This window comes from Brevundimonas sp. TWP2-3-4b2, assembly GCF_049897345.1.
Taxonomy (GTDB): Bacteria; Pseudomonadota; Alphaproteobacteria; order Caulobacterales; family Caulobacteraceae; genus Brevundimonas.
The window spans coordinates 107910-130554 of record NZ_JAFCWB010000001.1 but is presented as its reverse complement, the minus strand read 5'-3'; the positions used below and the strand labels follow the sequence as shown (position 1 = coordinate 130554).

Below are 22645 nucleotides of genomic sequence, written 5' to 3'. Positions count from 1 at the left end.
CTTCACTAGAGATAATCAATGTCGGCCAGTGTCATGAAGGTTCCGCCCAGCGCTTTCAAGCGATTTTCCCGATGGTCACGGACGTGGGCAAAGATCGGCGTGGGGTGCTTGAGAAAGCGGTCCGGGATCGGGACGAGCGGGAAACCGAGCGTCTGCCGAATGGCGTCATTGGCGAAGTTGGCGATCACGAACAGGGCGTCGCCCCCCCTGCGAGCCGTCATGCCGATGAGCGCCAGACGCAGCGCCAGCCGTTCCGATCCTCGCAATCGGAGATCGTGTGCGAAGTCGATGATGACCTCGAACTCGAAGCCTTCCACGGTTACGCGTCGGACGGCCACGTAGCCCCGGAATACGCCCTTGGTGCGAATGCTCAGCACCCGGGCATTGAACACCGGGCCGGCTCGGAAACGCCAGTCGACGAAGGCGCGCGAGCGTTCGAAATGGGGGCCCGCCTTCTCACGGAAGGCCTGCAGCATTTCGTCCATTTCGGCATCGGTCGGCGCCGCCTCTACAAGCCGGATTCCCGTAAGCGCCTGGGCCGCAGCCCCGATCCCGCGACAGAGCCAGCGCCACGGAGCGACCAGCACGTCCACCCGGCTTGCGGCGCGGCCGGCGATCTTGGCGACGAGGCCCCGAACGCGCAGGGGAAAGGCCGCGGCGGTCAGGCTGCCCACGATCGGGTATCTGAAGAGCTTGCGGTAAAGCGCATCACTCATCTCGTTGGAGCCGTGCAGGATGATGTCGCCGTCTTCCATCTGCGATCCGGCCCGGATCAGCCTGATCGTCTGGTCGGCCCGCCGGAAGGCCGGGTCGATGACGAAGTCCATGATTGTCCGCCCGCGGCAGACCACTCCGTCCACCCGGAAAGGCCGGCTGCTGCTGATGGTGCGGCCGACCAGTTCTCCAGAGGCCAGCAGGGATGTCACTTCTGATGCGCCAAAGGGTGATTGGGCGTGTTTCCAGTTCCAGTGGTCCCGATCGGTGGTCGCCGGTCCCTCGTAAACCTTGCGAGCCAAGGCGATGTGCGCCGGGGTATCAGCAGGCGTGAATACGGATCGGGTAACCTGAAGCAGGGAGAACGCTCCTCAAGGATTGGGCGATCGGGTCGGATTGACCCGTTGGACCGGTTAGCGGGCACCTCGACCGGACACCACGGTCCACGCGGTACGCACCAGAATCTGCATGTCGAGAGCGAACGACAGGTTCTTGATGTAGAAGAGGTCGTAGCCGACCTTGGTCCTCGTTTCGGCGAGATCGCTTGCATACCCCCCCCGCACCTGAGCCCAGCCGGTGATGCCCGGGCGTACAAGGTGGCGGTAAGCGTAAACCGGCAGGTCGCGGGTGTATTGGGCGCTCAGGAAAGTCCACTCCGGGCGCGGACCGATCACGCTCATATCGCCTCTGAACACGTTGAGCAGTTGCGGCAGTTCGTCGATCCGGGTTTTTCTGAGCCACTGTCCAACGGGCGTGATGCGCGCGTCGCCGCTGACGGTGGTGCGCTTCTCATCATCCGCGCCCAGGGGTTTCATCGTCCGCAACTTGTACATCACGAACTCGCATCCCTCGAGACCTGTGCGCTGCTGGGTGAAAAACACAGGGCTCCCCATGGTGAAGCGCACCACCGCGATCCCGATCAGAAGGAGAGGGATTGTGATCGGCAGGGTAAGGACGACGAGAGCGATATCGATCAGGCGCTTGCGGAGGACGTAGGAGGTCAGGCCGCCCAACGGCAGGTGGTCGATATCGAAGTGGTCGATGGAGACGATGCCATGCCGCTCTTCGACATATTCCGCCAAATGGCGCACGGGCGTGCCTGATAGCGCGGCGCGAGTGAGGGTTGCAGCCCACTGCGGGGGCAAGTGGCCCATCTCTGCGGTCAGGATCACGTCATAGTGGCGCAAATCCTGGCTTGGGTCGGAAACGTGGTCGCATTCCGTGTCGATGGCATCCTTCAGATCCGACGTTTTCAGGACCGCAACCTTAGGGCGGCGTTGCTTGTGCTCGAAGAGCATGAACAGGGGACCGAACACGCATGATCCAAGCACACCGAGAAGCAGGATCTGGTTCGAGTGAAACTGGTGCAGCATCAATACCAGGAAGGCGAAGCCACCGTGGACAATTCCTGCCCGTGTGAGGGATTGCGCAAGCTTGCGATCAAGGCGCCCCTTGAGGCCGAGTGAGCCCGCCATTACCAGGAAGTTGGCGACGCCGTTCTGGACCAGAAAGTTCAGAGCTTGACCCTTGAACTCATGCAGGTAGCCGAAACCCCAGACGACCCCGCCGTAAACCTGCGGCAGGATCAGGAAGGCGATCACGAGCGCCGGAGCGATGAGCAGCAGCGACAGTTCACGGCCGCTCGGGTTGACGGACGATCGGGCGAGGGCACCTTCGGCGTGGATCTTGTCGCTCATGTGTTTAACAGGGGCACTGCGAACGCGTATCGAGTGCTCAAGACGATGCGCCACAAGAAACCATCATTCCAGTTCTACTGGTCAGCAACAAGCTTGTTGAGGTAGGCGCCGTACTCAGATTTTCCGAGGCGCTCGGCGAGGCACCGCAGCTGCGACGCATCGATGAACCCCTGCCGGTAAGCAATTTCTTCGGGACTCGCGATCTTGAAGCCCTGCCTTTTTTCCAGAATCCTGACGTATTCAGCGGCCTCCAGCAGACTCTCCGGCGTGCCGGTGTCGAGCCAGGCATAGCCTCGGCCCATGATTTGGACATTGAGCCGGCCGCGCTCGAGGTACTGGCGATTGACATCGGTTATCTCCAACTCCCCACGGGCTGAGGGTTTGAGGGACTTCGCGATGTCCACGACCTCACCATCGTAGAAGTACAGCCCCGTCACGGCCCAGTTCGACCGTGGCTGCAGCGGCTTCTCCTCGATCGCGACAGCTCTGCGGCCGGCGTCGAACTCTACCACGCCGTACCGTTCCGGATCCCCGACGTGGTAGGCGAAGACGGTCGCCCCCTCGGTCGAGTCTCTGGCGTCTGCAAGCAGACCGTGGAGATCGTGACCATAAAATATGTTATCGCCCAGGATGAGGGCGGACGGTTCGTTCCCTACGAAGTCGGCACCGATTATGTAGGCTTGGGCCAGGCCGTCCGGACTTGGCTGAACCGCGTACTGGATCTCCATCCCCCAGCCAGATCCGTCGCCGAGCAGGGCCTGGAAGCTGGGCGTGTCCCGCGGCGTCGAGATGATCAGCACTTCCCGAATGCCGGCCAGCATGAGCGTCGACAGCGGATAATAGATCATCGGCTTGTCGTAGACGGGCATCAGCTGCTTGGACGTGACGAGGGTCATCGGATGCAGGCGCGTGCCTGATCCCCCGGCCAGGATGATGCCCTTCATACGCAGGACCTTTCAGGCATTAATTCAGAGACAATTTCGTCCACGGCCTCCTGCCACGGACGTGGGACGATAGAATAGTCGCGTGTCAGTTTATCTCCGCACAGCCGGGAGTTGGCGGGCCGACGCGCCGTTGTCGGATACTCGGCCGAAGGGATGCCCTCGACCGTTGCGGACGGGCCTCCCGAGCGGGCGCTGCAGGCGAATATGGCCCGGGCCAAGCCGGCCCAACTCGTCTCGCCGGCGTTGACGAAATGGTAGACGCCCGTTGGCGCCCCGGGGTCGGCAATCATTCTCATCGTGATCGACTTCAGCGCCGCCGCTATGTCGCGGGCCGCCGTGGGGCAGCCGTGCTGGTCCTCGACCACCCGGAGACTGGGCCGGTCGGCCGCCAACCTCAGCATCGTCTTCAGGAAGTTCGAGCGATGCGAACTCAGGACCCAGGCCGTACGCAAGACAACGCAACGCGGATTGCCTGTCAGGGCGGCAAACTCGCCGGCGAGCTTGGACGCCCCATAGACTCCGAGGGGGCCGACGGAATCGGTCTCCTCGTAAGGGACCGTCTTCGACCCGTCGAATACGTAGTCTGTCGACACCTGCACGAGCGGCACACCGGCTTCGCGGGTCACGTCAGCCAGAACGGCAGGGCCCATGGCGTTCGCCGCGAAAGCAGCCGCGACGTTCGTTTCGGCTTGGTCCACTGCTGTCCAGGCACCGCAGTTGATCACGGCGGCAAACGGCGTCGTTGCAAAGGCGGCCCTGACTGAACCGAGATCGCCCAGGTTGAGTTCGGTCCGGGGCGGCGCATGCAGGATCACGTGCGAGGGCCAGTCCACTGACTGGAGTTCCAATCCCACCTGACCCGCCCCGCCAGTGATCAGGATGTGCAGGGTTTCAGCCATTCGAGACGCCGAGCCGTTGAGTGGCATAGCGAGCGTCAAGAATGTCCTGCCACCAGCTGCGGTTTTCCAGATACCAACGGACAGTCTGCTCGATGCCCTGTTCGAACGTCACCGACGGAGTCCAGCCCAGATCAGCCCGGATCTTGGAGGCGTCTATCGCGTACCGGTGATCGTGACCCGGCCGATCAGTCACATAGGTGATCTGTTCGGCGTAGCCGCGGCCGTCCTTGCGAGGGTCGAGCCGATCAAGGATCGAGCAGATCGTAGTCACCACCTCGATGTTCCGCCGCTCGGCGTTGCCGCCGACGTTGTAAGTCTCACCCGGCGCGCCTGTTTCGAACACGGCCTGCAGCGCTCGGGCGTGATCGTCGACAAAGAGCCAGTCCCGCACGTTGGAACCGTCGCCGTAGACCGGCAGCGGTTCTCCGTTCAGCGCCCGGATGATGATCAGGGGGATCAGCTTCTCCGGGAAGTGGTACGGCCCGTAGTTGTTGGAACAGTTGGTGATCAGGACAGGCAGGCCGTAGGTGTGCCCCCAGGCCCGGACCAGATGGTCCGACCCGGCCTTGGAGGCCGAATAGGGCGACCTTGGATCATAGGGGGTCGTTTCGGTGAACAGGCCTTCGTCCCCGAGCGAGCCGAAGACCTCGTCCGTGGAAATGTGGTGGAAGCGGAACGACGCCTTCGCCGTATCCTGGAGACCACGCCAGTATCCGAGCGTCTGGTTCAGCATGACGAAGGTGCCGACGAGATTGGTCTGGACGAACTCGCCAGGGCCGTCGATCGAGCGATCAACATGACTTTCCGCCGCCAGGTGCGCCACGACGTCGGGCCGGAATTCGGCAAGGGCCGTTGAGACCGCATCGGCATCGCAGATGTCAGATTTGACGAAGTGGTAGCGATTACTCGATGCGACAGGTGCGAGCGAACTGAGTACGCCGGCATAGGTCAGCTTGTCGAACACAAGCACCTCATGTTCGGTGTGCTCGATCAGGCGCCGTACAAGGGCCGAACCGATGAAGCCGGCACCCCCGGTGACCAGAATACGCATCACGGGCCTACGTCAGAGTTCGGGAATGGGTTCGAGCGGAGCGCCGTCATATTCGAACGGACTGTCCAACTCGGCAAGTCGGGGCAGCGCCGCGTCCTTTTCGGAAAGCGAGGCACCGGACGCCGGAAGAGGCCAGTAAATACCGATGTCAGGGTCATTCCAGATCAGACCGCCGTCACACTCAGGCGCGTAAAAGTCGGTGACCTTGTAGGCGACCTCGACATCGGGCTCCAGCGTGACAAAGCCGTGCGCGAAGCCAACCGGCAAGAGGATCTGTTCGCCGCCCTCTGCCGTGAGGCGGGCTGACACGAACCGGCCGTAAGTGGGCGAACCACGGCGGATATCGACAGCGTAATCGATGATCGAACCCCTGGTGCAACGCACCAGCTTCGCTTGTGCATGAGGCGGACGCTGGAAATGCAACCCACGGACCGTACCGGTGGCGGCGGAGAACGACTGATTGTCCTGAACAAACGTCAATCCAATTCCTGCGGCCGCCGCCGTTGCCTTGGAATAGGTTTCTGAGAACCAGCCTCGGGTGTCCTGGAAGCGCCGGGGGCGGAGAAGGATCGGCGTCGTCGTCATCGCGGCGTTGTTGTCCAGCTTGGATCTGACAGAATGCGGCCAGCCTTAGCGGCTTCTGGCCGCAGTGGCGAGCTTCACGAACGGCAGGCGTCGCGTTGCGCCAGTTTCTGTTGCACGGCCTTGTTGGCTTATCCTGGGCCAATCGCCCTACGAGACACCAATTCCTCCACCACCCCGGGATCCGCCAGTGTCGACGTATCCCCCAGGCTTCCCACATCCCCTTCGGCGATCTTCCGCAGAATCCTGCGCATGATCTTGCCCGACCGCGTCTTGGGCAGGCCCGGTGCCCAGTGGATCACGTCGGGTGCCGCGATCGGGCCGATCTCCTTGCGGACATGGGCGATCAAGGCCTTCTTCAGGTCGTCGTGCGGTTCGACGCCCGCGTTCAAAGTGACATAGGCGTAGATGCCCTGGCCCTTGATGTCGTGGGGGAAGCCGACCACGGCCGCTTCTGCGACGTGGTCGTGCAGGACGAGGGCGCTCTCGACCTCGGCGGTCCCCATGCGGTGGCCGGAGACGTTGATGACGTCGTCGACGCGGCCGGTAATCCAGTAGTCGCCGTCTTCGTCCCGCCGGCAGCCGTCGCCGGTGAAATACCGGCCCGGGTAGGCGCTGAAATAGGTGTCGAAGAACCGGTCGTGGTCGCCCCAGATGGTGCGCATCTGGCCCGGCCAGCTGTCGGTGATGACCAGATTGCCGGAAGTTGTGCCCTTCAGCACGATGCCGTCCGCGTCGACCAGTTCAAGTTCGACGCCGGGCAGGGGCTTGGTCGCCGACCCGGGTTTCAGGTCCGTGGCCCCGGGCAGCGGGGAGACCAGGATGCCGCCGGTCTCGGTCTGCCACCAGGTGTCGACGATCGGGCAGCGGCCGTCACCGACGACTTCGTGGTACCAGCGCCAGGCCTCGGGATTGATCGGCTCGCCGACGCTGCCGAGCAGGCGCAGGGATTTTCGGCTGGTGGCTTTCACCGGTCCGTCCCCCTCACGCATCAGCGAGCGGAGCGCGGTGGGGGCGGTGTAGAAGATCTCGACCCTGTGCTTGTCGATGATCTCCCAGAACCGGCTGACGGTCGGATAGTTGGGCACGCCCTCGAACATCAGGGTGGTCGCGCCATTGGCCAGCGGGCCGTAGACGCAATAGCTGTGGCCGGTGACCCAGCCGACGTCGGCGGTGCACCAGAACACCTCTCCCGGGCGATAGTCGAACACCAGTTCGTGCGTCCAGGACGCCCAGAACAGATAGCCGCCGGTGGTGTGCAGGACGCCCTTGGGCTTTCCGGTCGAACCCGAGGTGTAGAGGATGAACAGCGGGTCCTCGGCGTTCATCGGCTCGCAGGGGCAGTCGTCGCTGACGCTGTGTTTGGCCTCGCCGTAGCGCACGTCGCGGCCGGCCACGATCGGGATGTCGGCATTGGTGTGCGAGACGATCAGAACGTGATCCACCGTCACCTTCTCACAGGCTGCGTCGACATTGGCCTTGAGCGGCACCCGCTTGCCGCCGCGCAGGCCCTCGTCGGCGGTGATGACGATCCTCGAGCCGCAATCCTCGATGCGCCCCGCCAGGCTTTCGGGCGAGAAGCCGCCGAAGACGACCGAGTGCACCGCGCCTATCCGGGCGCAGGCCAGCATGGCGACAGCCGCGGCCGGGATCATCGGCATATAGAGGGTGACCCGGTCGCCCTTCACCACGCCGAGGCCCTTCAACACATTGGCCATGCGGCAGACTTCGGCATGCAGTTCGCAATAGGTCAGGCCGCCGGACTGGTTCGGTTCGTCGCCTTCCCAGAGGATGGCGGTCTGGTCGCCGCGCTCGGCCAGATGCCGGTCGAGGCAGTTCCAGGCGACGTTGAGGACCCCGTCGGCGAACCAGCGAATGCGGAAGTCAGCCTTGTTGAACGACACGTCCTTGATGACGGTCGGCACCATCATCCAGTCGAGGCGGCGGGCCTGTTCACTCCAGAAGGCGTCGGGCGTTTCCCGCGCGGCGGTGCGGGCGCCCTCATAGGCCGCGGCGTTCATGCGGGCGCGCTGCGCCCATTCGGAGGGGACGGGATAGAGGTCAGGATCGGTCACGGTTTGTCCTCGGTCGTCTCTTGGCCGGGCCCGTCATCCGGCGGTCAGTCGCCGGCGTTACGGTCCACCCGTGATCGCTAGCATGGCGTGGCCCATCAGCCAGAGCACACCCGCAAAATTGATCACGAACACCTTTCCGCGAAGACCCACATTGTCGCCGGTGCACTGCACCGCGGTGTGGATCAGCCGACCGGCCAGAAACAGCCAGGCGGCGGCGACATCCAGCCCCGTCACATGGCCGGTGAGGATCAGGATCAGGGCACCGATCCAGGCGAAGACGGGTGCCTCGAACTGATTGGCGAGGTTTCTCTGGATGCGGGCGGAAAGGCGCGGATCGCCGTCGGCGCGGGCGAAGTCTGCGGTCCGGGCCTCGCCCCGACGTACCACGACCAGCCTCGCCCAGGTCAGGACGGCGTAGAGCAGGACGATCAGGCCGAAATGCAGGCACAGGGGCAGCAGCACCTGTGCGGCGGTCTCGTTCATGACCTCAGGCATGCAGATCGACGTCCTTGCGATCCCGCACGAACAGGAAGCCGACCACCACGGTCACCAGAGCCACCACCACCGGATACCAGAGGCCGTAATAGATGTTGCCGGTAGCGGCGACCATGGCGAAGGCGGCGGTCGGCAGGAAGCCGCCGAACCAGCCGTTTCCTATATGATAGGGCAGGGACATCGAGGTGTAGCGGATACTGGTCGGGAACATCTCCACCAGCGCCGCCGCGATGGGCCCGTAAACCATGGTCACATAGAGGACGAGCAGGAACAGGATGGCGACCACCATCGGCTTGTTGACCAGGGCACTGTCGGCCTTGGCCGGATAGCCTGCGATGGCCAGCGCGCTACCCAGACCCGTCTCCCATTCGGTCTTGCGGGTCTTGAAGTCGGGACGGGGCAGGTCGGAACCGTCGAAGCCGGGGACCACGACAACGCCGATGCGGACTTCGGCGGTCGATCCCGCCGGGGCGGTGACGTTGGCATAGCTGACGCCGGCCTTGGCCAGATAGGACTTGGCCAGATCGCACGAACTGTCGAACACCGTCTTGCCGACGGGGTCGAACTGCAGGGCGCAGTCGGCGGGGTCGGCATGGACGCTGACCGGGGCCGAGGCGGTGGCCGCCGCGAGCTGCGGATTGGCGGCACCGGTCAGGGCATGGAACAGGGGGAAATAGGTCAGGGCCGCCAGCAGGCAGCCGGTCAGGATGATCGGCTTGCGCCCGACCTTGTCGGACAGCCAGCCCCAGAAGACGAAGAAGGGTGTGGCCAGCAGGAGCGAGATCGCGATCAGGATGTTGGCCAATGGGCCGTCCACCTTGAGCGTCTTCTCGAGGAAGAACAGGGCGTAGAACTGCCCTGTGTACCAGACCACCGCCTGACCCGCCGTCAGGCCGATGAGAGCCAGCAGCACGATCTTCAGATTGGGCCATTTGCCGAAGCTGTCCTTCAGAGGCGTGCGTGATCCCTTGCCCTCGGCCTTCATGCGGGCGAAGGCCGGGCTCTCTGCCAGCTTGAGCCGGATCCACAGCGAAACGCCCAGCAGCAGGATCGAGACGAGGAAGGGAATGCGCCAGCCCCAGTCCTTGAACGCCTCTTCCCCGACCGCCGTGCGCACGCCGAGGATGACCAGCAGGCTGAGCATCAGGCCGGCGGTCGCGGTGATCTGGATGAAGCTGGTGTAGAAGCCGCGCTTCCCCGGTGGCGCATGCTCGGCGACATAGGTGGCCGCGCCGCCGTATTCCCCGCCCAGGGCGAGGCCTTGCACCAGCCGCATGGCGATGAGGATCGCCGGTGCCGCCACGCCGATGGCGGCATAGGACGGCAGCAGGCCGACCACGAAGGTCGACAGCCCCATCAGCAGCATGGTCACCAGAAAGGTGTTCTTGCGCCCCCACAGGTCACCCAGCCGGCCGAAGAAGATCGCCCCGAACGGCCGCACCGCGAACCCCGCCGCGAAGGCCATCAGAGCGAAGATGTAGCCCGTGGTCTCGTTCACGCCCGAGAAAAACTGGGCGGTGATGATCGCAGCGAGAGAGCCGTAGAGATAGAAGTCGTACCATTCGATCACCGTCCCGACCGAGGAGGCCAGGATGACCATACGGTCCCTGCGGTCGACGGTGTGGGCTGCGGCTTCGATCATGCGTCTCCCCCAGGCTGACACTGGAGCGTGGACGGCGAAACCGGCGGAGTCGAGGGCCGCGACTGCCGTCCGTTCCCGCGAAGGCGGACGGATTGCCACCCGTCTCCGATCAGATGCAGCCCTGCGTATTCGGCCAGGAGGCGGCGACCGCGCCTCAGCAGGTGCCCGCGAGGGCAACCGTCCGCAAGGTGGCCTCAAAGAGCGTTGGCTGCGTCTGCTCCGCCTCTGGACAATAGAGGGTCCTCCAGCCTACCTAGGCGCGGCTCACTGACCCAGGATCAGGCAAAGGCGAGCAGCATTCAGGATCGAAGCTTTACCCATGCGATTTTTTCTCTTGTTGCTTGCTGCGGCAAGTCTGGCCGGATGCGGTACAAGGGGCCCAGCGGGGTTCAGTTCGGCTGGAACCATTGATCCAGAGCAGTTTATGGCCGCCTCCGCTGGCGCGGACGCCAGCGGATATCGCATCGGTCCCTCCGACAAGCTTTCCGTGACGGTATTCCAGGTCGAGGACTTGACGTTTGCTGAGATTTTTGTTGACGCCTCGGGCAAGCTGCAGTTGCCCCTGCTGGGGTCTGTTCAGGCAGCTGGATTAACGCCGGCAGAGCTTTCGACGGACCTGGAGAGAAGGCTGGGCGAGAGATATCTTCGAAATCCCGAGGTATCTGTCTCGGTTTCTGAAGCCGCCAGCCAGAAGATTACCGTGGATGGCGCGGTGATGAAGCCCGGGGTTTATGAGATGCGCGGGCGCACGACCCTCTTGCAGGCGGTCGCCATGGCGCAAGGCGGTACCCGGATCGCTGACCTGAAAAGGGTTGCGGTCTTCAGATCGACTGATGGAGGGCCGATGGTCGCCGTCTTCGACCTCGCCGCCATCCGCCGCGGTGAGACTGCGGATCCGGTCGTACTCGGCGACGATGTCGTTGTCGTTGACACCTCCCGCCTGAGCGCAAGGCATCGGGACATTGTCGAGATCCTGCCGGGCTTGGGGATCTTCACCCTTTTTAGATAGCGGCCGGCGGCGTCAGGATTTGAGACAAAAGATCGGTCCACTAGCCGCCCTTTATTTTTTATGATCAGAGCCTTAGGATGAGGGGGTCTGTATCGGTGTGACCGTTGCATCCCCCCTGATACGGCCAGACTGCGAGCAGGTCGTTCAGATCGGCCCAGACGGCCTCAGTGGTGGGAAGCCGACCGGCACCACGACCGCGGGTGGTGAAGACGCGGCCGTCCGCCGTCTCCACCCGCAGCGCGTTCCACTCGTCGGGCAGGTCGGCGAACAGGCCGTCGCCCTCGACCGCACGGAAGGCGATGTCCGCCGTGCCGGCCCGCAGGTCCAGACTGGCGATCTGGCGAACGCGCCCGGCGGGCAGGACCGCGTCGGCGGCCAGGGTGTCGCGGGGGATTGAATCCACGGTCGGACCTTGGCCCAACGCCTCATGCGCCAGGATCGACAGTTTGGCGGCGGCATCCAGACCCGTCAGATCGGCGGACGGGTCCTCTTCGGCGAAGCCGGCGACGCGGGCGGCGTCCAGCGCCGCGTCGAAGGTGACACCATCCGCCAGCCTGTTGAGAATGAAGTTGCAGGTCCCGTTGAGCACGGCCTCGATGCGGACCACGGCCCCATGGTCCCGGGCGCGGCGGACGGTTTCGATCAGCGGCGAACCGCCGCCGACGCTGGCGGAATAGAGCAGAGGTGAGCCCGACGTTCGGGCCAGGGCGGTCAGGGTGGTCAGATCACCTGCGAGGGCCTGTTTGCTGGCGCTGACCACGGCGACGCCACGCGTCAGGGCGGCGCAGATCAGGGCCCGGCCCGTCGAGGGATCGGATATGGCCTCGACCAGCACGGCCGGCTCTCGCGCCAGCAGAGCCGCGGGGTCGAGCCGCACCAGTCCCTTCGGGACGACGACGTCGCGCCGCTTGCCGGGATCACGCACCAGCACCCCGACGACCTCGAAGCGGGGGTCGGCGAGCAGGCGTTGCAGCACCCCGCCACCGACGACTCCACACCCGGCCAGTGCGATGCGCAGGGGCCGGAACGGCCCGGCGGCCGGACCATCCGTAGCGACGTCGGGTCCGGCAAGAAGGGCGACGTCATCGCTCAGCAGGGTCTCGCCGTGGCCGGGCCGGGTGGCTACGACGCCGATCGCGGCGAGCGCCGTGACCAGGCTGCCGAGCGCGGTCGCCCCGCCGGATGCGACGGCCACGACACGCCGGCCGCGGCGGAACTCACGATAGACGGCTGAAGCGGCGTCGGCGGGTTGGCCGGCGTCGAGCTGAAGGAGGGCGACCGGCTCGGCGGCGGCGGGCGCCGGCGCGCCCTCGACTGTGGGACGACACAGGAACACGGCGGGCATGTTGCGGTCCTCTCAGGCGGCTTCAGTGGCGAGGGGCGCGTCGACGACCACCGCCTGCAGGGCCCGGGCGAGATCGGCCAACAGATCTTCCGGGTGCTCCAGCCCGACCGAAAGGCGCAGCAGTCCATCGGTGATGCCGGCCACCGCGCGGGCTTCAGGAACCATGGAGGCGTGGGTCATCAGGGCCGGATGGGCGATCAGGCTTTCCACGCCGCCCAGCGACTCGGCCAGGGTGAAGACCTCCAGTTCATCAACGAAGGCGCGCACGGCGTTGAGGTTGGCCAGCTCGAACGACAGCATGGCACCGAAGCCGGACTGCTGACGCGATGCGGCCGCATGCCCCGGATGGGAGGCGAGACCCGGATAGTGGACGGCACCCACCGCGGGGTGGGCGTCCAGCCATTCCGCGATGCGGCCCGCGGTCGCCTGCTGCCGCTCGATCCGCGCGAACAGGGTCCTTACGCCGCGCAGGGTCAGATAGGCATCGAAGGGCGATCCGGTGACCCCCAGACAGTTGGCCCACCATGTCAGGCTTTCCAGGTCGGCCGGGTCCCTGGCCACCACACAGCCGCCGACCACGTCGGAATGGCCGTTGATGTATTTGGTGGTCGAATGGATCACCAGGTCTGCGCCGAGGGCGAGCGGCTGCTGCAACGCCGGCGACAGGAAGGTGTTGTCCACCGCTGCCTTGCAGCCGACGGCATGGGCGCGTGCGCAGATGTCGGCGACATCGACCACACGCATCAACGGGTTGGACGGCGTTTCGATAAGGATCAGTTTCGGATGCAGGGCGAAGGCCGCGTCCAGCGCGACGCGGTCGTTCTGATCGACGAACTGCACGTCGAAATGGCCGCGTCTGGCCCGGGCGCTCAGTAGCCGATGGGTCCCGCCGTAAAGGTCGTGCGGGGCGATCAGCAGGTCGCCGGGTGTGAGCGAGAACAGCGCCAGATCCACCGCGGCCATTCCGGTCGCGGTGACCACGGCACCGCATCCGCCCTCCAGTTTTGCGAGGGTTTCGCCGAGCAAGTCGCGGGTCGGATTGCCCGACCGGCTATAGTCATAGCGCCGCTTCCCATCCAGCCCGTCAAAGCTGTAGTTCGACGACAGATAGATCGGCGGCATCACTGCGCCGTGCGCCGGGTCGCTGTTCACACCATGACGCGCGGCGGTCGTACAGGGATGGGATTGAGCTGGGGCGGTCATGCGGCAATCTCGCTGGGCTGGGGGGCGGTGAGGGGTTTGAGGACGTCGTGAAGGGCCTGGCCGACCAGCTCGCGCTCCTTCAGAAACGCGTCGTGGCCGAAGATCGAAGGGGCCTCGATCAGTCGGCGAAGGTTCGGAGCCCGGGCGGCCAGCTCGCGGCTGTCCGCGATCGGCACCAGCCGGTCAGAGGTGAAGCCGATCACGGTCAATGGGCAGAGGACGGCCTCCGGCGCGACCTCATGCCGGTCGAGCGAGTCCGACAGGCTGATCCAGCGTTCGGCCGAGGTGGCGTCGGCATAGTCGACCCCGCGGGCGATCAGATAATCGCAGACCGGATAGGGCTCGCCGGCACGGGTGGGCGGGGTGAGGCTGAACCGCAGGGCGAACTCGTCGGCGGAGCGATAGGTCGTCATGGCCAGCTGGCGGGCGAGGGCGATCCCCTCGGCCTCGCGGCCGCAGTCACGGGCGAAGGCCAGCAGCCTGCGCTGGATGCCGCGTGCCGCCGTTGCGGCGGGATGGGATCGATGCGCGGCCGATATGACCGTCAGCGCTCCGATCCGCGCGGGGAAGGCAGCGGCGAAAGCCAGACCAATGCAGCCGCCGTAGGAGGCACCGACGAAGGCGTCGATACGCGGTTCATTCATGCCGTCCAGCAGCAGGGCCAGCAGCCACGCCTGATCGCGGGTGCTGATGGTGATGCCGCGATCCGTGCGACCCGGCAGCAGGTCGAAGGCCAGAACGCGCACGCGATCCAGATCGATCGGGCCACCGTTCCGAACGGCCCACGACCACCAGCGCGTGGCGAACCGGTCGCCTGAGATGCCGCCCGCGACCACAATCAGCGGGCCGCCCTCAACGCCATACAACCGTCCGACGACCTCGGTCGCGGTCAGGTCCTGGCCGGACTCAAGCCGAAAGCCGGCGGGGACGGGAATGCGCACATCGCGGCCCGTCGCTTCGATTCTGGTCTTCTCGATGGACGCCACGGTCCGCTCCGGTCTCGCTCAGCGAAACCGATGGGGCGAACCAATTCCTTGCGTGACAGACCCGTGAAGTCAGTCGGACCCCACGCGTGAGGGGGCCGTCGCTTCACTCATCTCTCGCGGCTTCCGGGGAGGCCTCGCAGGAGTTGGCACCATCTCCGGGATCGGGTGGATCCTGGAAGGTTGCCCCGGCATCAAAGGGCCTATCCCTCCGCCGGTCTTGATGAGTGCCCTTACGGTGGCCGACACGTCCCGCGACGTCAATCCCCTTGTTGCAGCACAAAGCCGCGACCGGCCCGGTCCCGTATCCGGCCCGCCCTGTCAGTTCCCCGGTCAGCCTCGCGGCGTAAATTTCCGGATCACACCCGAGTAGGTCATCAGCACCCGCTCGCCCGCATTGATCTGGCCGCGCACGAAAATCAGGCTCTTGCCGGCGCGGATGACTTCTCCGGTTGCCTCGATCAGTTCCCCGACCCAGGCTCCGTCGATAAAGGTCGAGTCCAGTGACACAGTCACACCGGACGCCCCTTCCATCTCCTGATAGGCGGTCTGGAACAGGGCGATGTCGGCGAAGGTCATCAGGCAACCGCCATGCATCCGGTGGCCGGCGTTCATGTGTTTGGGCTCGGCCCGGAAGGCGCATCGCATCCGCCCGTCGGCGTCGGGCCGGAAATAGAACGGCCCCACCACCTGATCAAAGGTGCCGTGCAGATCATAGGTCTGCCAGCCGGCGAACTCGCCTTCGGTTACGGTGACTTTCTGGACCATGCGAACTCTGCCTTCTTCTTGCTCTCGCAATGCAGCATATAGGCACGATGAGCGACCCCATCGAATCCGCCATCTTCGAAAAACTGGCGAAGGCCGACCCCAAGGGTGTCGGCGGCAAGAGCATCGAACCGTCCGATGTGGCCAAGGACCTGCAGCCCGAGCAGTGGCAGCGCATGCTGCCCAAGGTGCGCCATTGCGCGCTCGCCTTGATGCGCGAGGGCCGGCTGACCATCACCAAGAAGGGCAAGGTGATCGACCCTAACGCCTTCAAGGGGGTGATCCGCCTGCGTCTGCCGACGGCCGAGGAAACGGCGGCGGCCCTCGCGGCCTTGCCGCCCGTCGTCGAGGACGATGACGACTTCGCATGATCCGGCGGACGGCCTTGACGCCGTCCTCGCCGACATCCGCGCCTGCCGGGCCTGTCTCGGCCAGCTTCCGCATACCCCGCGCCCGGTGGTCCGGGTCTTTCCCGGAACACGGCTGCTGATCTGCGGCCAGGCCCCGGGGCGGCGCGTGCACGAAAGCGGCCTGCCGTTCACCGACCCGTCGGGCGACCGGCTGCGCCAGTGGCTGGGCGTGGACTACGAGACGTTCTATGCCGACCAACGCCTTGGCGTGGCCGCCCAGGCCTTCTGCTATCCCGGCACGGCCCCCCACAAAAACGGCAGAAGCGGCGGGGATTATCCGCCGCCGCGCCGGTGCGCAGAGCTGTGGCGACCGCAATTGCTGGCAGCCTTGCCTGATGTCGAACTGACCCTGCTGGTCGGTGGCTATGCCCAGGTCTGGGCGCTGAGGGATCAGGCGAAGGTCAATATGACCGGGACGGTGCGCGCGTGGCGCGAATACGCGCCGTCCATCCTGCCCCTGCCGCACCCGTCGTGGCGCAATACGGCCTGGCTGCGCCGGAATCCGTGGTTCGAGGCCGAGATTGTGCCCTACCTTCGCGAGCGTGTTCAGGGCATCCTTGCGCCATGATCCGCGCATTGGTCCTTCTGACCGCAGTCCTGACCCTGTCGGCCTGCGCCACCCCGGCCATCCAGACGCCACTCGCCGCGCCGGCCGGATTCTCCGGGCCCGCGCTCGAAGCGGGCATGCTGATCATGGACGACGGCGCACGCCTGCCGCTCGCCAGCTGGGCACCCGAGGCCGGAGACCCCTGGGCGGTCATCATCGCCTTGCACGGCATGAACGACAGCCGCGCCTCTTTCCGCCTTGCCGGCCCATGGTGGGCCGAACAGGGGATCGAGACCTGGGCCTTTGACCAGCGCGGTTTCGGCGACGCGCCGGGCCGTGGCGTCTGGGCCGGCGAGGCCCGCCTGACCGAGGACGTCCGCACCGCCGTGTCCATCGCCCGCGCCCGCCATCCGCAGGCCATCATCACTGTGGTCGGCGAGAGTATGGGCGGCTCGGTCGCCATCGCCGCCTTCGGCTCGGGCCGCCCGCCGGCCGCCGATCGTGTCGTCCTGCTGGCACCCGGGGTCTGGGGCTGGTCGGCGCAAGGGGCCCTGAACAGCACCGCCCTGTGGGTCACCGCCCGCGCCATGGGAGACCGCTCGGTCGAGCCGCCGGCCTGGGCCATCCGCGGGAAGGCGGCTTCCGACAACCGCCTGGAACTGATCCGCAATGGCCGCGATCCGGCCAGCATCCTGTCGACCCGGTTCGACGCCCTCTACGGCCTGGTCGATCTGATGCAGAGCGCCAGCGACCGGCTCGGCGCCGTCCGCGGGCCGACCCTGCTGCTCTATGGTGCCCACGACCATGTCGTCGAAAAGGGCCCGATGCGGCGCGCGCTGGAAAACGCCGGGACCCGTCCGGGCTTTCGGACGGGCTACTATCCCGACGGCTGGCACATCCTGGATCGCGACCTGCAGGCCGAGATCATGTTCCGCGACGTCGCCGTCTGGCTGAGAAATCCGGCCGCGCCCCTGCCGTCGGGAGCCGCTCCGGTTCTGCCCGCGCTGGACCAGGCGGCCCGCTCCCGTTGACGTGAAACGGCCGTGCTTGCCCTGTCCGACGTCGGAGGGTATGTGCCGCGCAACAAAAAAACACCCCGGGAGACGCTCGAATGAGCATGACGCTGTTCGATTCACCGTCCTTTGCGAACCATGAGGGCGTCCACGCGGTCTTTGATGAAAAGACCGGTCTGCGTGCTATTATCGCTGTTCACTCAAGTGCGCGCGGCCCGGCCTGCGGCGGCACCCGGATGTGGAACTATGCCTCCAGCGCCGAGGCGCTCGAGGACGTACTGCGTCTCTCTAAGGGCATGAGCTACAAGAACGCGGTCGCGGACCTTGAGATGGGCGGCGGCAAGTCGGTCATCATCGGCGATTCCAGGACCCAGAAGACCCCCGAGCTGTTCCGTGCCTTCGGCCGCGCCGTGGATACGCTGGGCGGTCTTTATTATGCGGCGGAAGACGTCGGCGTGTCGGTCGCCGACATCGCCGAGGCCCGCAAGGTCACCCCCTATGTGCTGGGCCTGAACGACGGTCCCGAGGCTTCGGGCGATCCCAGCCCCGTCACCGCCGAGGGCGTCTACCGCTCCACCCTGGCGGCCGCGCGACGCCTGTGGAACCAGGACGACCTGACCGGCCTGACTGTCTCGGTCCAGGGTATCGGCCACGTCGGCGGCTATCTGGCCGACAAGCTGTATGCCGCCGGTGCCCGGCTGATCATGACGGACGTCAACACGGCCCTGCTGGCCGAGGTCGCCGCCCGCACCCATGCCGAGATCGTCGCGCCGGACGCCATCTATGACGTCAAGGCCGACATCTATGCGCCCTGCGCCCTGGGCGCGACGTTGAACCCGCAGACGCTTGATCGCCTGACCGTCAAGGCCGTCGTCGGAGCCGCCAACAACCAGCTGGCCACGCCGGACATCGGCCAGCAGCTTTTCGAGCGCGGCGTGCTCTACGCGCCCGATTATGTCGTCAATGGCGGCGGCATCATCAACGTCGCCTCGGAACTGCGCGCTCGCCAGACGGGCGGGGCCTACGACCCGGCCTGGGTCGAGGCCAAGCTGTCGCGTCTGATGGAGACTCTGGACGAGGTTCTGGACCGGTCGGTCGCCGAGAAGCGCCCCACGCACCAGATCGCTGACGCCATCGCCGAGGCCCGCATCAACGCGGCCCGCGACCAGAAGGCCGAGCAGCGCAAGGCGGCTTGATCCCGTCTGGCTCTTCCCTTTTGGGAGGCCGGAAACGCCGGATTCGCGCCGCGGGGGCATACGGATCACTATCGCCTCGAATGCCCTTCTGATTCGGGCCGAGGCGCCATGACCGCAAGCACCAGGACCGCACCGACGTCCCGATCCTTCGACCCGTTGCTGCCCTTGATGGCGGTCGGGTTTATCGTCGCCGTGGGCGCGCTGGCCTATCCGGCCTTCCGCTCCGATCCGATGAGCGCGCCGGGGCTGGTGCTGATCTTCACGGTCGGTGCCGTGGCCCTGATCGGCCTGTTCTCATTCACACGCGGCGAGTCCCGCAAGCCGATGGGCGACGACGCCGTCGATCTGCTGGACGCCATGGCCGAGCCCGCCGCCCTGGTCTGGGCGACTGGCCAAGTGCTGGCCTTCAACGCCGCCTGGGCCGAGGCCAACGGCACCACCACCGCCCTGCCCAAGGGAAAATCCGCGTCTGCCCTCTATATGGCCTTCGCCCAGGCCCGCGCGGGCGAGCAGGGCCGCGCCATCGTGGTCATCGGTGACCGCGAGCAGGAGGTGCTGATCGGTCTGGCCGGCGAGGGGCGCTTCCTCGTTCGCGCCGCCCCCGAGGCCGTGCTGCCAGTCGGTGCCATGGTGACTCACCGCGCTGCCACGGTATCGAATGCGGTTGAGAGCCGCGCCATGGCCGCAGGTGCGCCGTTCGGCTCGGCCGTGATCGCCGCCGAGGACCTGTTTGCCGGCAAGGTCGAGGAGGCCAATGCCGCCCTGTCGGTCCTGACCGGTCCCGGTGCCGCCCGCGACGCCGCCTTCGGCCACCTGTTCGATCCGTCCGGCGTCACGGATGCGCGTGCCCGGCTGGCCGACGGCTCCTCGGGCCCGATCGAGCTGGTCGCCCGCGCCTTTCCCGACAAGGTCCTGCACCTCTATGTCGCCCCCGAAGGCGACAGGCGGCGCATCTGGCTGTTCGACGTCTCGGCCCAGAAGTCGATGGAACTTCAGCTGTCGCAGGCCCAGAAGATGCAGGCCGTCGGCCAGCTGGCCGGCGGTGTGGCGCATGACTTCAACAACCTGCTGACCGCGATCCAGCTGCAGCTGTCCGGCCTGCTCGAGCGCCACCCGGTCGGCGATCCCTCGTATGAGGGGCTCAACGAAATCCGTCAGACCGCCATCCGCGCCGCCGATCTGGTGCGCAAGCTGCTGGCCTTCTCGCGCAAGTCGACCGTGCGGCGCGAACGGCTGGATCTGGGCGAACTGGTCGGCGAGTTCGCGGTCCTGCTGCGCCGGCTGTTGCGCGAAGACGTGCGGCTCGAGACCGACTACGGCCGCGACCTGCCGGTGGTTCTGGCCGACAAGAGCCAGCTCGAGACGGCGGTGATGAACCTGGCTGTCAATGCCCGCGACGCGATGCGCGGCGTGGTCGAGCCCGGCGCGGGGGTTGTCACCATCCGGACCGCCCGCCTGACCGCCGATGCGGCCCGTGCTCTGGGGTGGGCCAATCCCGCCACCGACGCCGTCGCCCTGATCGAGGTCACCGACAGCGGACCGGGCGTGCCCCCGGAACTGCTCGACAAGATTTTCGAGCCCTTCTTCACCACCAAGGCGGTGAATGAGGGCACGGGCATGGGTCTGGCCACCGTCTATGGCATTGTCGAACAGGCGGGCGGCCACATCAACGTCTCGAACGCCGCGGGCGGCGGGGCCGTGTTCCGCATCTTCCTGCCCGAGGCGGCCGCGGCCGAGCTGGCCGAGCTGGCACCCGTCGAGATCAAGGTGAAGGCTCCGCGCGATCTGTCTGGTGCCGGCCGCATCCTGTTCGTCGAGGACGAGGCCGCGGTGCGCGGGATCGCCGCCCGCCTGCTGCGCCAGCGCGGCTATGAGGTGATTGAGGCCGAGGATGGCGAACAGGCGCTCGAACTTGCGGAGGAATGGGCGGGCAAGATCGACATGATGATTTCGGACGTCATCATGCCGGGCCTCGACGGTCCCGCCCTGCTGAAGAAGGCCCGGCCGTTCCTCGGGGATGCGCCGGTTCTGTTCATCTCCGGCTATGCCGAAAGTGACTTCTCCGACCTGTTGCAGGACGAGGTCGGCGTCTCCTTCCTGCCCAAGCCGCTGGACATCAAGACGCTGGCGGAGCGGGTTAAGCAGGAACTGCACGCCGGCTGAAGCATCCGTAACTTGCCAAGCGTCGCCGGGCGGCGTCCTCTGCCGCGTCGCGCCAAAAGGAGCCTACCACCATGATCGATCGCCGCCGCCTGATGTTCACCGCCGCCGCCGGGGCCGGTCTGGTCGCCTGTGGCCAGGCCCTCGCCCAGACGCCTGCCGCCGCCGGATCGGCCTCGGCCGCCCTGACGGCCCTGATGGGCGGGATCGTCCAGACCTTCCTGCTTCAGTCACCCGAGACCCTGACCGGGCTGGGCATGGACAAGGGCCCTATGGCGGCGATGAAGTCGCGGCTCGACGACCGGTCGCAGACCAAGATCGACGCGGACCGGGCGGTCTTCCGGGGGCAGATGGATCAGCTGAAGGCGATCGACCGCAGTGCCCTGCCCGAGACCGAAGGCGTCTATCACGACACCCTGACCTTCTTCGGCGCGACCCAGATCATGGGCGAGCGCTTCCCCTACGGCGGCGGTGGTTTCGGCCCGGCTCCGTACACCATCTCCCAGCTGACCGGCTCGTATCAGAGCCTGCCGGACTTCCTCGACACCCAGCATTCGATCGAGACCGCGGCCGACGCCGAGGCCTATCTGTCGCGCATTGCCGCCTTCCCGACCGCTCTGGACCAGGAAACCGCGCGGATGCAGGCCGATTTCGCGGCCGGGGCCGTGCCGCCGGACTTCGTCATCGACAAGACGCTGCTCCAGCTCGCCAACCTCTACGAGACTGCGGCGGACAAGATGGTCCTGACCACCTCGGTCGTGCGACGCACAGCCGAGAAGAATATCGCCGGCGACTGGGGGGCTCGGGCGCAGCGCATCGTCGAGAGCGAGGTCTATCCGGCCCTGCGCCGTCAGGCCGATGCCATGCGGGCGCGCCGCGCCGACGCCACCCACGAGGCCGGCGTCTGGCGGCTGCCGGACGGTGAGGCCTATTACGACTGGGGTATCCGCAGCTACACGACCTCGACCCTGTCGGGTGCCGAAATCCACGCCCTCGGCTTGGAGCAGGTGGCGGCCCTGTCCGCCCGTGCCGATGGTCTGCTGACGGCCCAGGGTTTGACGCAGGGGACGGTCGGCGAGCGCATTGCCGCGCTCGGCAGGGACCCGGCGCAGCTCTATCCCAATACTGACGCGGGCAAGGAGCAGTTGCTGGCGGACCTGAACGCCCAGATGGCCGATATGGCCAAACGCCTGCCGCAGTATTTCGGACGCATCCCTGCCTCGTCGGTCGAGATTCGGCGGGTTCCGGTGTTCATCGAGGCCGGCGCGCCCGGGGGTTATTACAACTCGCCTGCTCTGGATGGCTCGCGGCCGGGTGCCTACTACATCAACCTGCGTGACACGGCCGAATGGCCGCGTATGCAGCTGCCGACCCTGACCTACCACGAGGCCTCGCCGGGCCATCACCACCAGATCGCCCTGCAACAGGAGCAGGCCGACCGGCCGTTGCTGATGAAGGTGCTGGGCTTCTCGGCCTATTCCGAGGGCTGGGCCCTGTATTCCGAGCAGCTGGCCGACGAGATGGGGGTCTATGCCGACAATCCGATCGGCCAGATCGGCTATCTTCAGTCGCTGCTGTTCCGTGCCACCCGGCTGGTCGCTGACTCGGGCCTGCACCACAAGCGCTGGAGCCGCGAGCAGACGATCCGCTACATGGTGGACACTCTGGGCGATTCCGAAACCGCGGTCACCACCGAGGTCGAGCGCTACTGCGTCTGGCCGGGTCAGGCTTCCAGCTACAAGGTCGGCCACAACAAATGGGTCGAGCTGCGCAGCCGGGCCCAGGCCGCCCTCGGCGACCGCTTCGATATCCGGGCCTTCCACGATGCCGGCATGAACGCCGGCGGGGTCCCGCTGACCGTGCTGGACAAGGTCATGTCGGACTGGATCGCGGCCCGGCGCGCCTGAACCTGAGA

20 protein-coding genes and 1 riboswitch are annotated in these 22645 nt (G+C 66.1%); of the genes, 7 read left to right on the top strand and 13 right to left on the bottom strand.

Annotated features, from left to right (window positions below; genetic code table 11):
• Positions 1–5 precede the first annotated feature (5 nt).
• The 9 genes from ACP7AS_RS00610 to ACP7AS_RS00570 all read right to left on the bottom strand — a co-directional run bounded on the left by ACP7AS_RS00610 (position 6) and on the right by ACP7AS_RS00570 (position 10099).
• On the bottom strand, positions 6–827 hold the full coding sequence (locus ACP7AS_RS00610) for a hypothetical protein (RefSeq protein ID WP_426026887.1): 822 nt from the start codon (positions 825–827) through the stop codon (positions 6–8).
• A gap of 300 nt (positions 828–1127) precedes the next feature.
• Positions 1128–2411: a sugar transferase gene (locus tag ACP7AS_RS00605; RefSeq protein WP_426026886.1), complete on the bottom strand. Its 1284-nt coding sequence runs from the start codon at positions 2409–2411 to the stop codon at positions 1128–1130.
• A 74-nt stretch (positions 2412–2485) separates the two neighbouring features.
• Positions 2486–3355, bottom strand: a complete 870-nt coding sequence (rfbA, locus tag ACP7AS_RS00600) for a glucose-1-phosphate thymidylyltransferase RfbA (RefSeq protein ID WP_426026885.1) — start codon at positions 3353–3355, stop codon at positions 2486–2488.
• The gene (gene rfbD / locus ACP7AS_RS00595; protein WP_426026884.1) at positions 3352–4254 is read right to left on the bottom strand and encodes a dTDP-4-dehydrorhamnose reductase; all 903 of its coding nucleotides are present in this window, start codon (positions 4252–4254) and stop codon (positions 3352–3354) included. The genes rfbA and rfbD overlap by 4 nt, the downstream gene beginning before the upstream one ends.
• Positions 4247–5305: a dTDP-glucose 4,6-dehydratase gene (gene rfbB, locus ACP7AS_RS00590; protein WP_426026883.1), complete on the bottom strand. Its 1059-nt coding sequence runs from the start codon at positions 5303–5305 to the stop codon at positions 4247–4249. The genes rfbD and rfbB overlap by 8 nt, the downstream gene beginning before the upstream one ends.
• 12 nt (positions 5306–5317) lie before the next feature.
• On the bottom strand, positions 5318–5890 hold the full coding sequence (rfbC, locus tag ACP7AS_RS00585; protein ID WP_426026882.1) for a dTDP-4-dehydrorhamnose 3,5-epimerase: 573 nt from the start codon (positions 5888–5890) through the stop codon (positions 5318–5320).
• 128 nt (positions 5891–6018) lie between these two features.
• Positions 6019–7908: an acetate--CoA ligase gene (gene acs / locus ACP7AS_RS00580; protein ID WP_426027486.1), complete on the bottom strand. Its 1890-nt coding sequence runs from the start codon at positions 7906–7908 to the stop codon at positions 6019–6021.
• A 111-nt stretch (positions 7909–8019) separates the two neighbouring features.
• Positions 8020–8457: an MAPEG family protein gene (locus tag ACP7AS_RS00575; protein WP_426026881.1), complete on the bottom strand. Its 438-nt coding sequence runs from the start codon at positions 8455–8457 to the stop codon at positions 8020–8022.
• On the bottom strand, positions 8450–10099 hold the full coding sequence (locus ACP7AS_RS00570) for an MFS transporter (RefSeq protein ID WP_426026880.1): 1650 nt from the start codon (positions 10097–10099) through the stop codon (positions 8450–8452). Before ACP7AS_RS00570 ends, ACP7AS_RS00575 begins: the two co-directional genes overlap by 8 nt.
• Before the next feature lie 424 nt (positions 10100–10523).
• Here ACP7AS_RS00570 and ACP7AS_RS00565 point away from each other — a divergent pair, with 424 nt between their 5' ends.
• Entirely contained in the window at positions 10524–11108 is a 585-nt protein-coding gene (locus tag ACP7AS_RS00565; protein WP_426026879.1) for a polysaccharide biosynthesis/export family protein, read from the top strand.
• A gap of 64 nt (positions 11109–11172) precedes the next feature.
• Here ACP7AS_RS00565 and ACP7AS_RS00560 read toward each other — a convergent pair whose 3' ends face one another.
• From ACP7AS_RS00560 to ACP7AS_RS00545, 4 genes are all read right to left on the bottom strand, one after another.
• Positions 11173–12453 (bottom strand): homoserine dehydrogenase, encoded by a 1281-nt coding sequence (locus tag ACP7AS_RS00560; protein ID WP_426026878.1) that lies wholly within the window; start codon positions 12451–12453, stop codon positions 11173–11175.
• A 12-nt stretch (positions 12454–12465) separates the two neighbouring features.
• Complete coding sequence (metB, locus tag ACP7AS_RS00555; protein ID WP_426026877.1) at positions 12466–13656, bottom strand: cystathionine gamma-synthase; 1191 nt, start codon at positions 13654–13656, stop codon at positions 12466–12468.
• Positions 13653–14642, bottom strand: a complete 990-nt coding sequence (gene metX, locus ACP7AS_RS00550) for a homoserine O-succinyltransferase MetX (protein ID WP_426026876.1) — start codon at positions 14640–14642, stop codon at positions 13653–13655. Before metX ends, metB begins: the two co-directional genes overlap by 4 nt.
• A 104-nt stretch (positions 14643–14746) precedes the next feature.
• A riboswitch (SAM riboswitch) is annotated at positions 14747–14869 on the bottom strand.
• Between the two features lie 103 nt (positions 14870–14972).
• Positions 14973–15407 (bottom strand): PaaI family thioesterase, encoded by a 435-nt coding sequence (locus ACP7AS_RS00545; protein ID WP_426026875.1) that lies wholly within the window; start codon positions 15405–15407, stop codon positions 14973–14975.
• 47 nt (positions 15408–15454) lie between these two features.
• Between ACP7AS_RS00545 and ACP7AS_RS00540 the strand changes: the two genes are divergently transcribed.
• From ACP7AS_RS00540 to ACP7AS_RS00515, 6 genes are all read left to right on the top strand, one after another.
• Positions 15455–15775, top strand: coding sequence for a DUF3253 domain-containing protein (locus ACP7AS_RS00540; RefSeq protein ID WP_426026874.1), 321 nt, complete (start codon positions 15455–15457; stop codon positions 15773–15775).
• Positions 15759–16382, top strand: coding sequence for a uracil-DNA glycosylase family protein (locus ACP7AS_RS00535; RefSeq protein ID WP_426026873.1), 624 nt, complete (start codon positions 15759–15761; stop codon positions 16380–16382). Before ACP7AS_RS00540 ends, ACP7AS_RS00535 begins: the two co-directional genes overlap by 17 nt.
• On the top strand, positions 16379–17392 hold the full coding sequence (locus tag ACP7AS_RS00530) for an alpha/beta fold hydrolase (protein WP_426026872.1): 1014 nt from the start codon (positions 16379–16381) through the stop codon (positions 17390–17392). The genes ACP7AS_RS00535 and ACP7AS_RS00530 overlap by 4 nt, the downstream gene beginning before the upstream one ends.
• A gap of 86 nt (positions 17393–17478) precedes the next feature.
• Positions 17479–18570, top strand: a complete 1092-nt coding sequence (locus ACP7AS_RS00525) for a Glu/Leu/Phe/Val family dehydrogenase (protein ID WP_426027485.1) — start codon at positions 17479–17481, stop codon at positions 18568–18570.
• Between the two features lie 108 nt (positions 18571–18678).
• Positions 18679–20733 carry a cell cycle histidine kinase CckA gene (gene cckA, locus ACP7AS_RS00520; protein ID WP_426026871.1) on the top strand — a complete coding sequence of 685 codons (2055 nt, stop codon included), beginning with the start codon at positions 18679–18681 and terminating at the stop codon, positions 20731–20733.
• A gap of 71 nt (positions 20734–20804) precedes the next feature.
• Positions 20805–22637, top strand: a complete 1833-nt coding sequence (locus tag ACP7AS_RS00515) for a DUF885 domain-containing protein (RefSeq protein WP_426026870.1) — start codon at positions 20805–20807, stop codon at positions 22635–22637.
• Positions 22638–22645: the final 8 nt, after the last annotated feature.

Bases quoted from the DNA above. Each gene is read 5' to 3' on its own strand.
- ACP7AS_RS00610 (WP_426026887.1), bottom strand. From the start codon at position 827: ATGGACTTCGTCATCGACCCGGCCTTCCGGCGGGCCGACCAGACGATC.
- ACP7AS_RS00605 (WP_426026886.1), bottom strand. From the start codon at position 2,411: ATGAGCGACAAGATCCACGCCGAAGGTGCCCTCGCCCGATCGTCCGTC.
- rfbA (WP_426026885.1), bottom strand. From the start codon at position 3,355: ATGAAGGGCATCATCCTGGCCGGGGGATCAGGCACGCGCCTGCATCCG.
- rfbD (WP_426026884.1), bottom strand. From the start codon at position 4,254: ATGGCTGAAACCCTGCACATCCTGATCACTGGCGGGGCGGGTCAGGTG.
- rfbB (WP_426026883.1), bottom strand. From the start codon at position 5,305: ATGCGTATTCTGGTCACCGGGGGTGCCGGCTTCATCGGTTCGGCCCTT.
- rfbC (WP_426026882.1), bottom strand. From the start codon at position 5,890: ATGACGACGACGCCGATCCTTCTCCGCCCCCGGCGCTTCCAGGACACC.
- acs (WP_426027486.1), bottom strand. From the start codon at position 7,908: ATGAACGCCGCGGCCTATGAGGGCGCCCGCACCGCCGCGCGGGAAACG.
- ACP7AS_RS00575 (WP_426026881.1), bottom strand. From the start codon at position 8,457: ATGCCTGAGGTCATGAACGAGACCGCCGCACAGGTGCTGCTGCCCCTG.
- ACP7AS_RS00570 (WP_426026880.1), bottom strand. From the start codon at position 10,099: ATGATCGAAGCCGCAGCCCACACCGTCGACCGCAGGGACCGTATGGTC.
- ACP7AS_RS00565 (WP_426026879.1), top strand. From the start codon at position 10,524: ATGGCCGCCTCCGCTGGCGCGGACGCCAGCGGATATCGCATCGGTCCC.
- ACP7AS_RS00560 (WP_426026878.1), bottom strand. From the start codon at position 12,453: ATGCCCGCCGTGTTCCTGTGTCGTCCCACAGTCGAGGGCGCGCCGGCG.
- metB (WP_426026877.1), bottom strand. From the start codon at position 13,656: ATGACCGCCCCAGCTCAATCCCATCCCTGTACGACCGCCGCGCGTCAT.
- ACP7AS_RS00545 (WP_426026875.1), bottom strand. From the start codon at position 15,407: ATGGTCCAGAAAGTCACCGTAACCGAAGGCGAGTTCGCCGGCTGGCAG.
- ACP7AS_RS00540 (WP_426026874.1), top strand. From the start codon at position 15,455: ATGAGCGACCCCATCGAATCCGCCATCTTCGAAAAACTGGCGAAGGCC.
- ACP7AS_RS00535 (WP_426026873.1), top strand. From the start codon at position 15,759: ATGACGACTTCGCATGATCCGGCGGACGGCCTTGACGCCGTCCTCGCC.
- ACP7AS_RS00530 (WP_426026872.1), top strand. From the start codon at position 16,379: ATGATCCGCGCATTGGTCCTTCTGACCGCAGTCCTGACCCTGTCGGCC.
- ACP7AS_RS00525 (WP_426027485.1), top strand. From the start codon at position 17,479: ATGACGCTGTTCGATTCACCGTCCTTTGCGAACCATGAGGGCGTCCAC.
- cckA (WP_426026871.1), top strand. From the start codon at position 18,679: ATGACCGCAAGCACCAGGACCGCACCGACGTCCCGATCCTTCGACCCG.
- ACP7AS_RS00515 (WP_426026870.1), top strand. From the start codon at position 20,805: ATGATCGATCGCCGCCGCCTGATGTTCACCGCCGCCGCCGGGGCCGGT.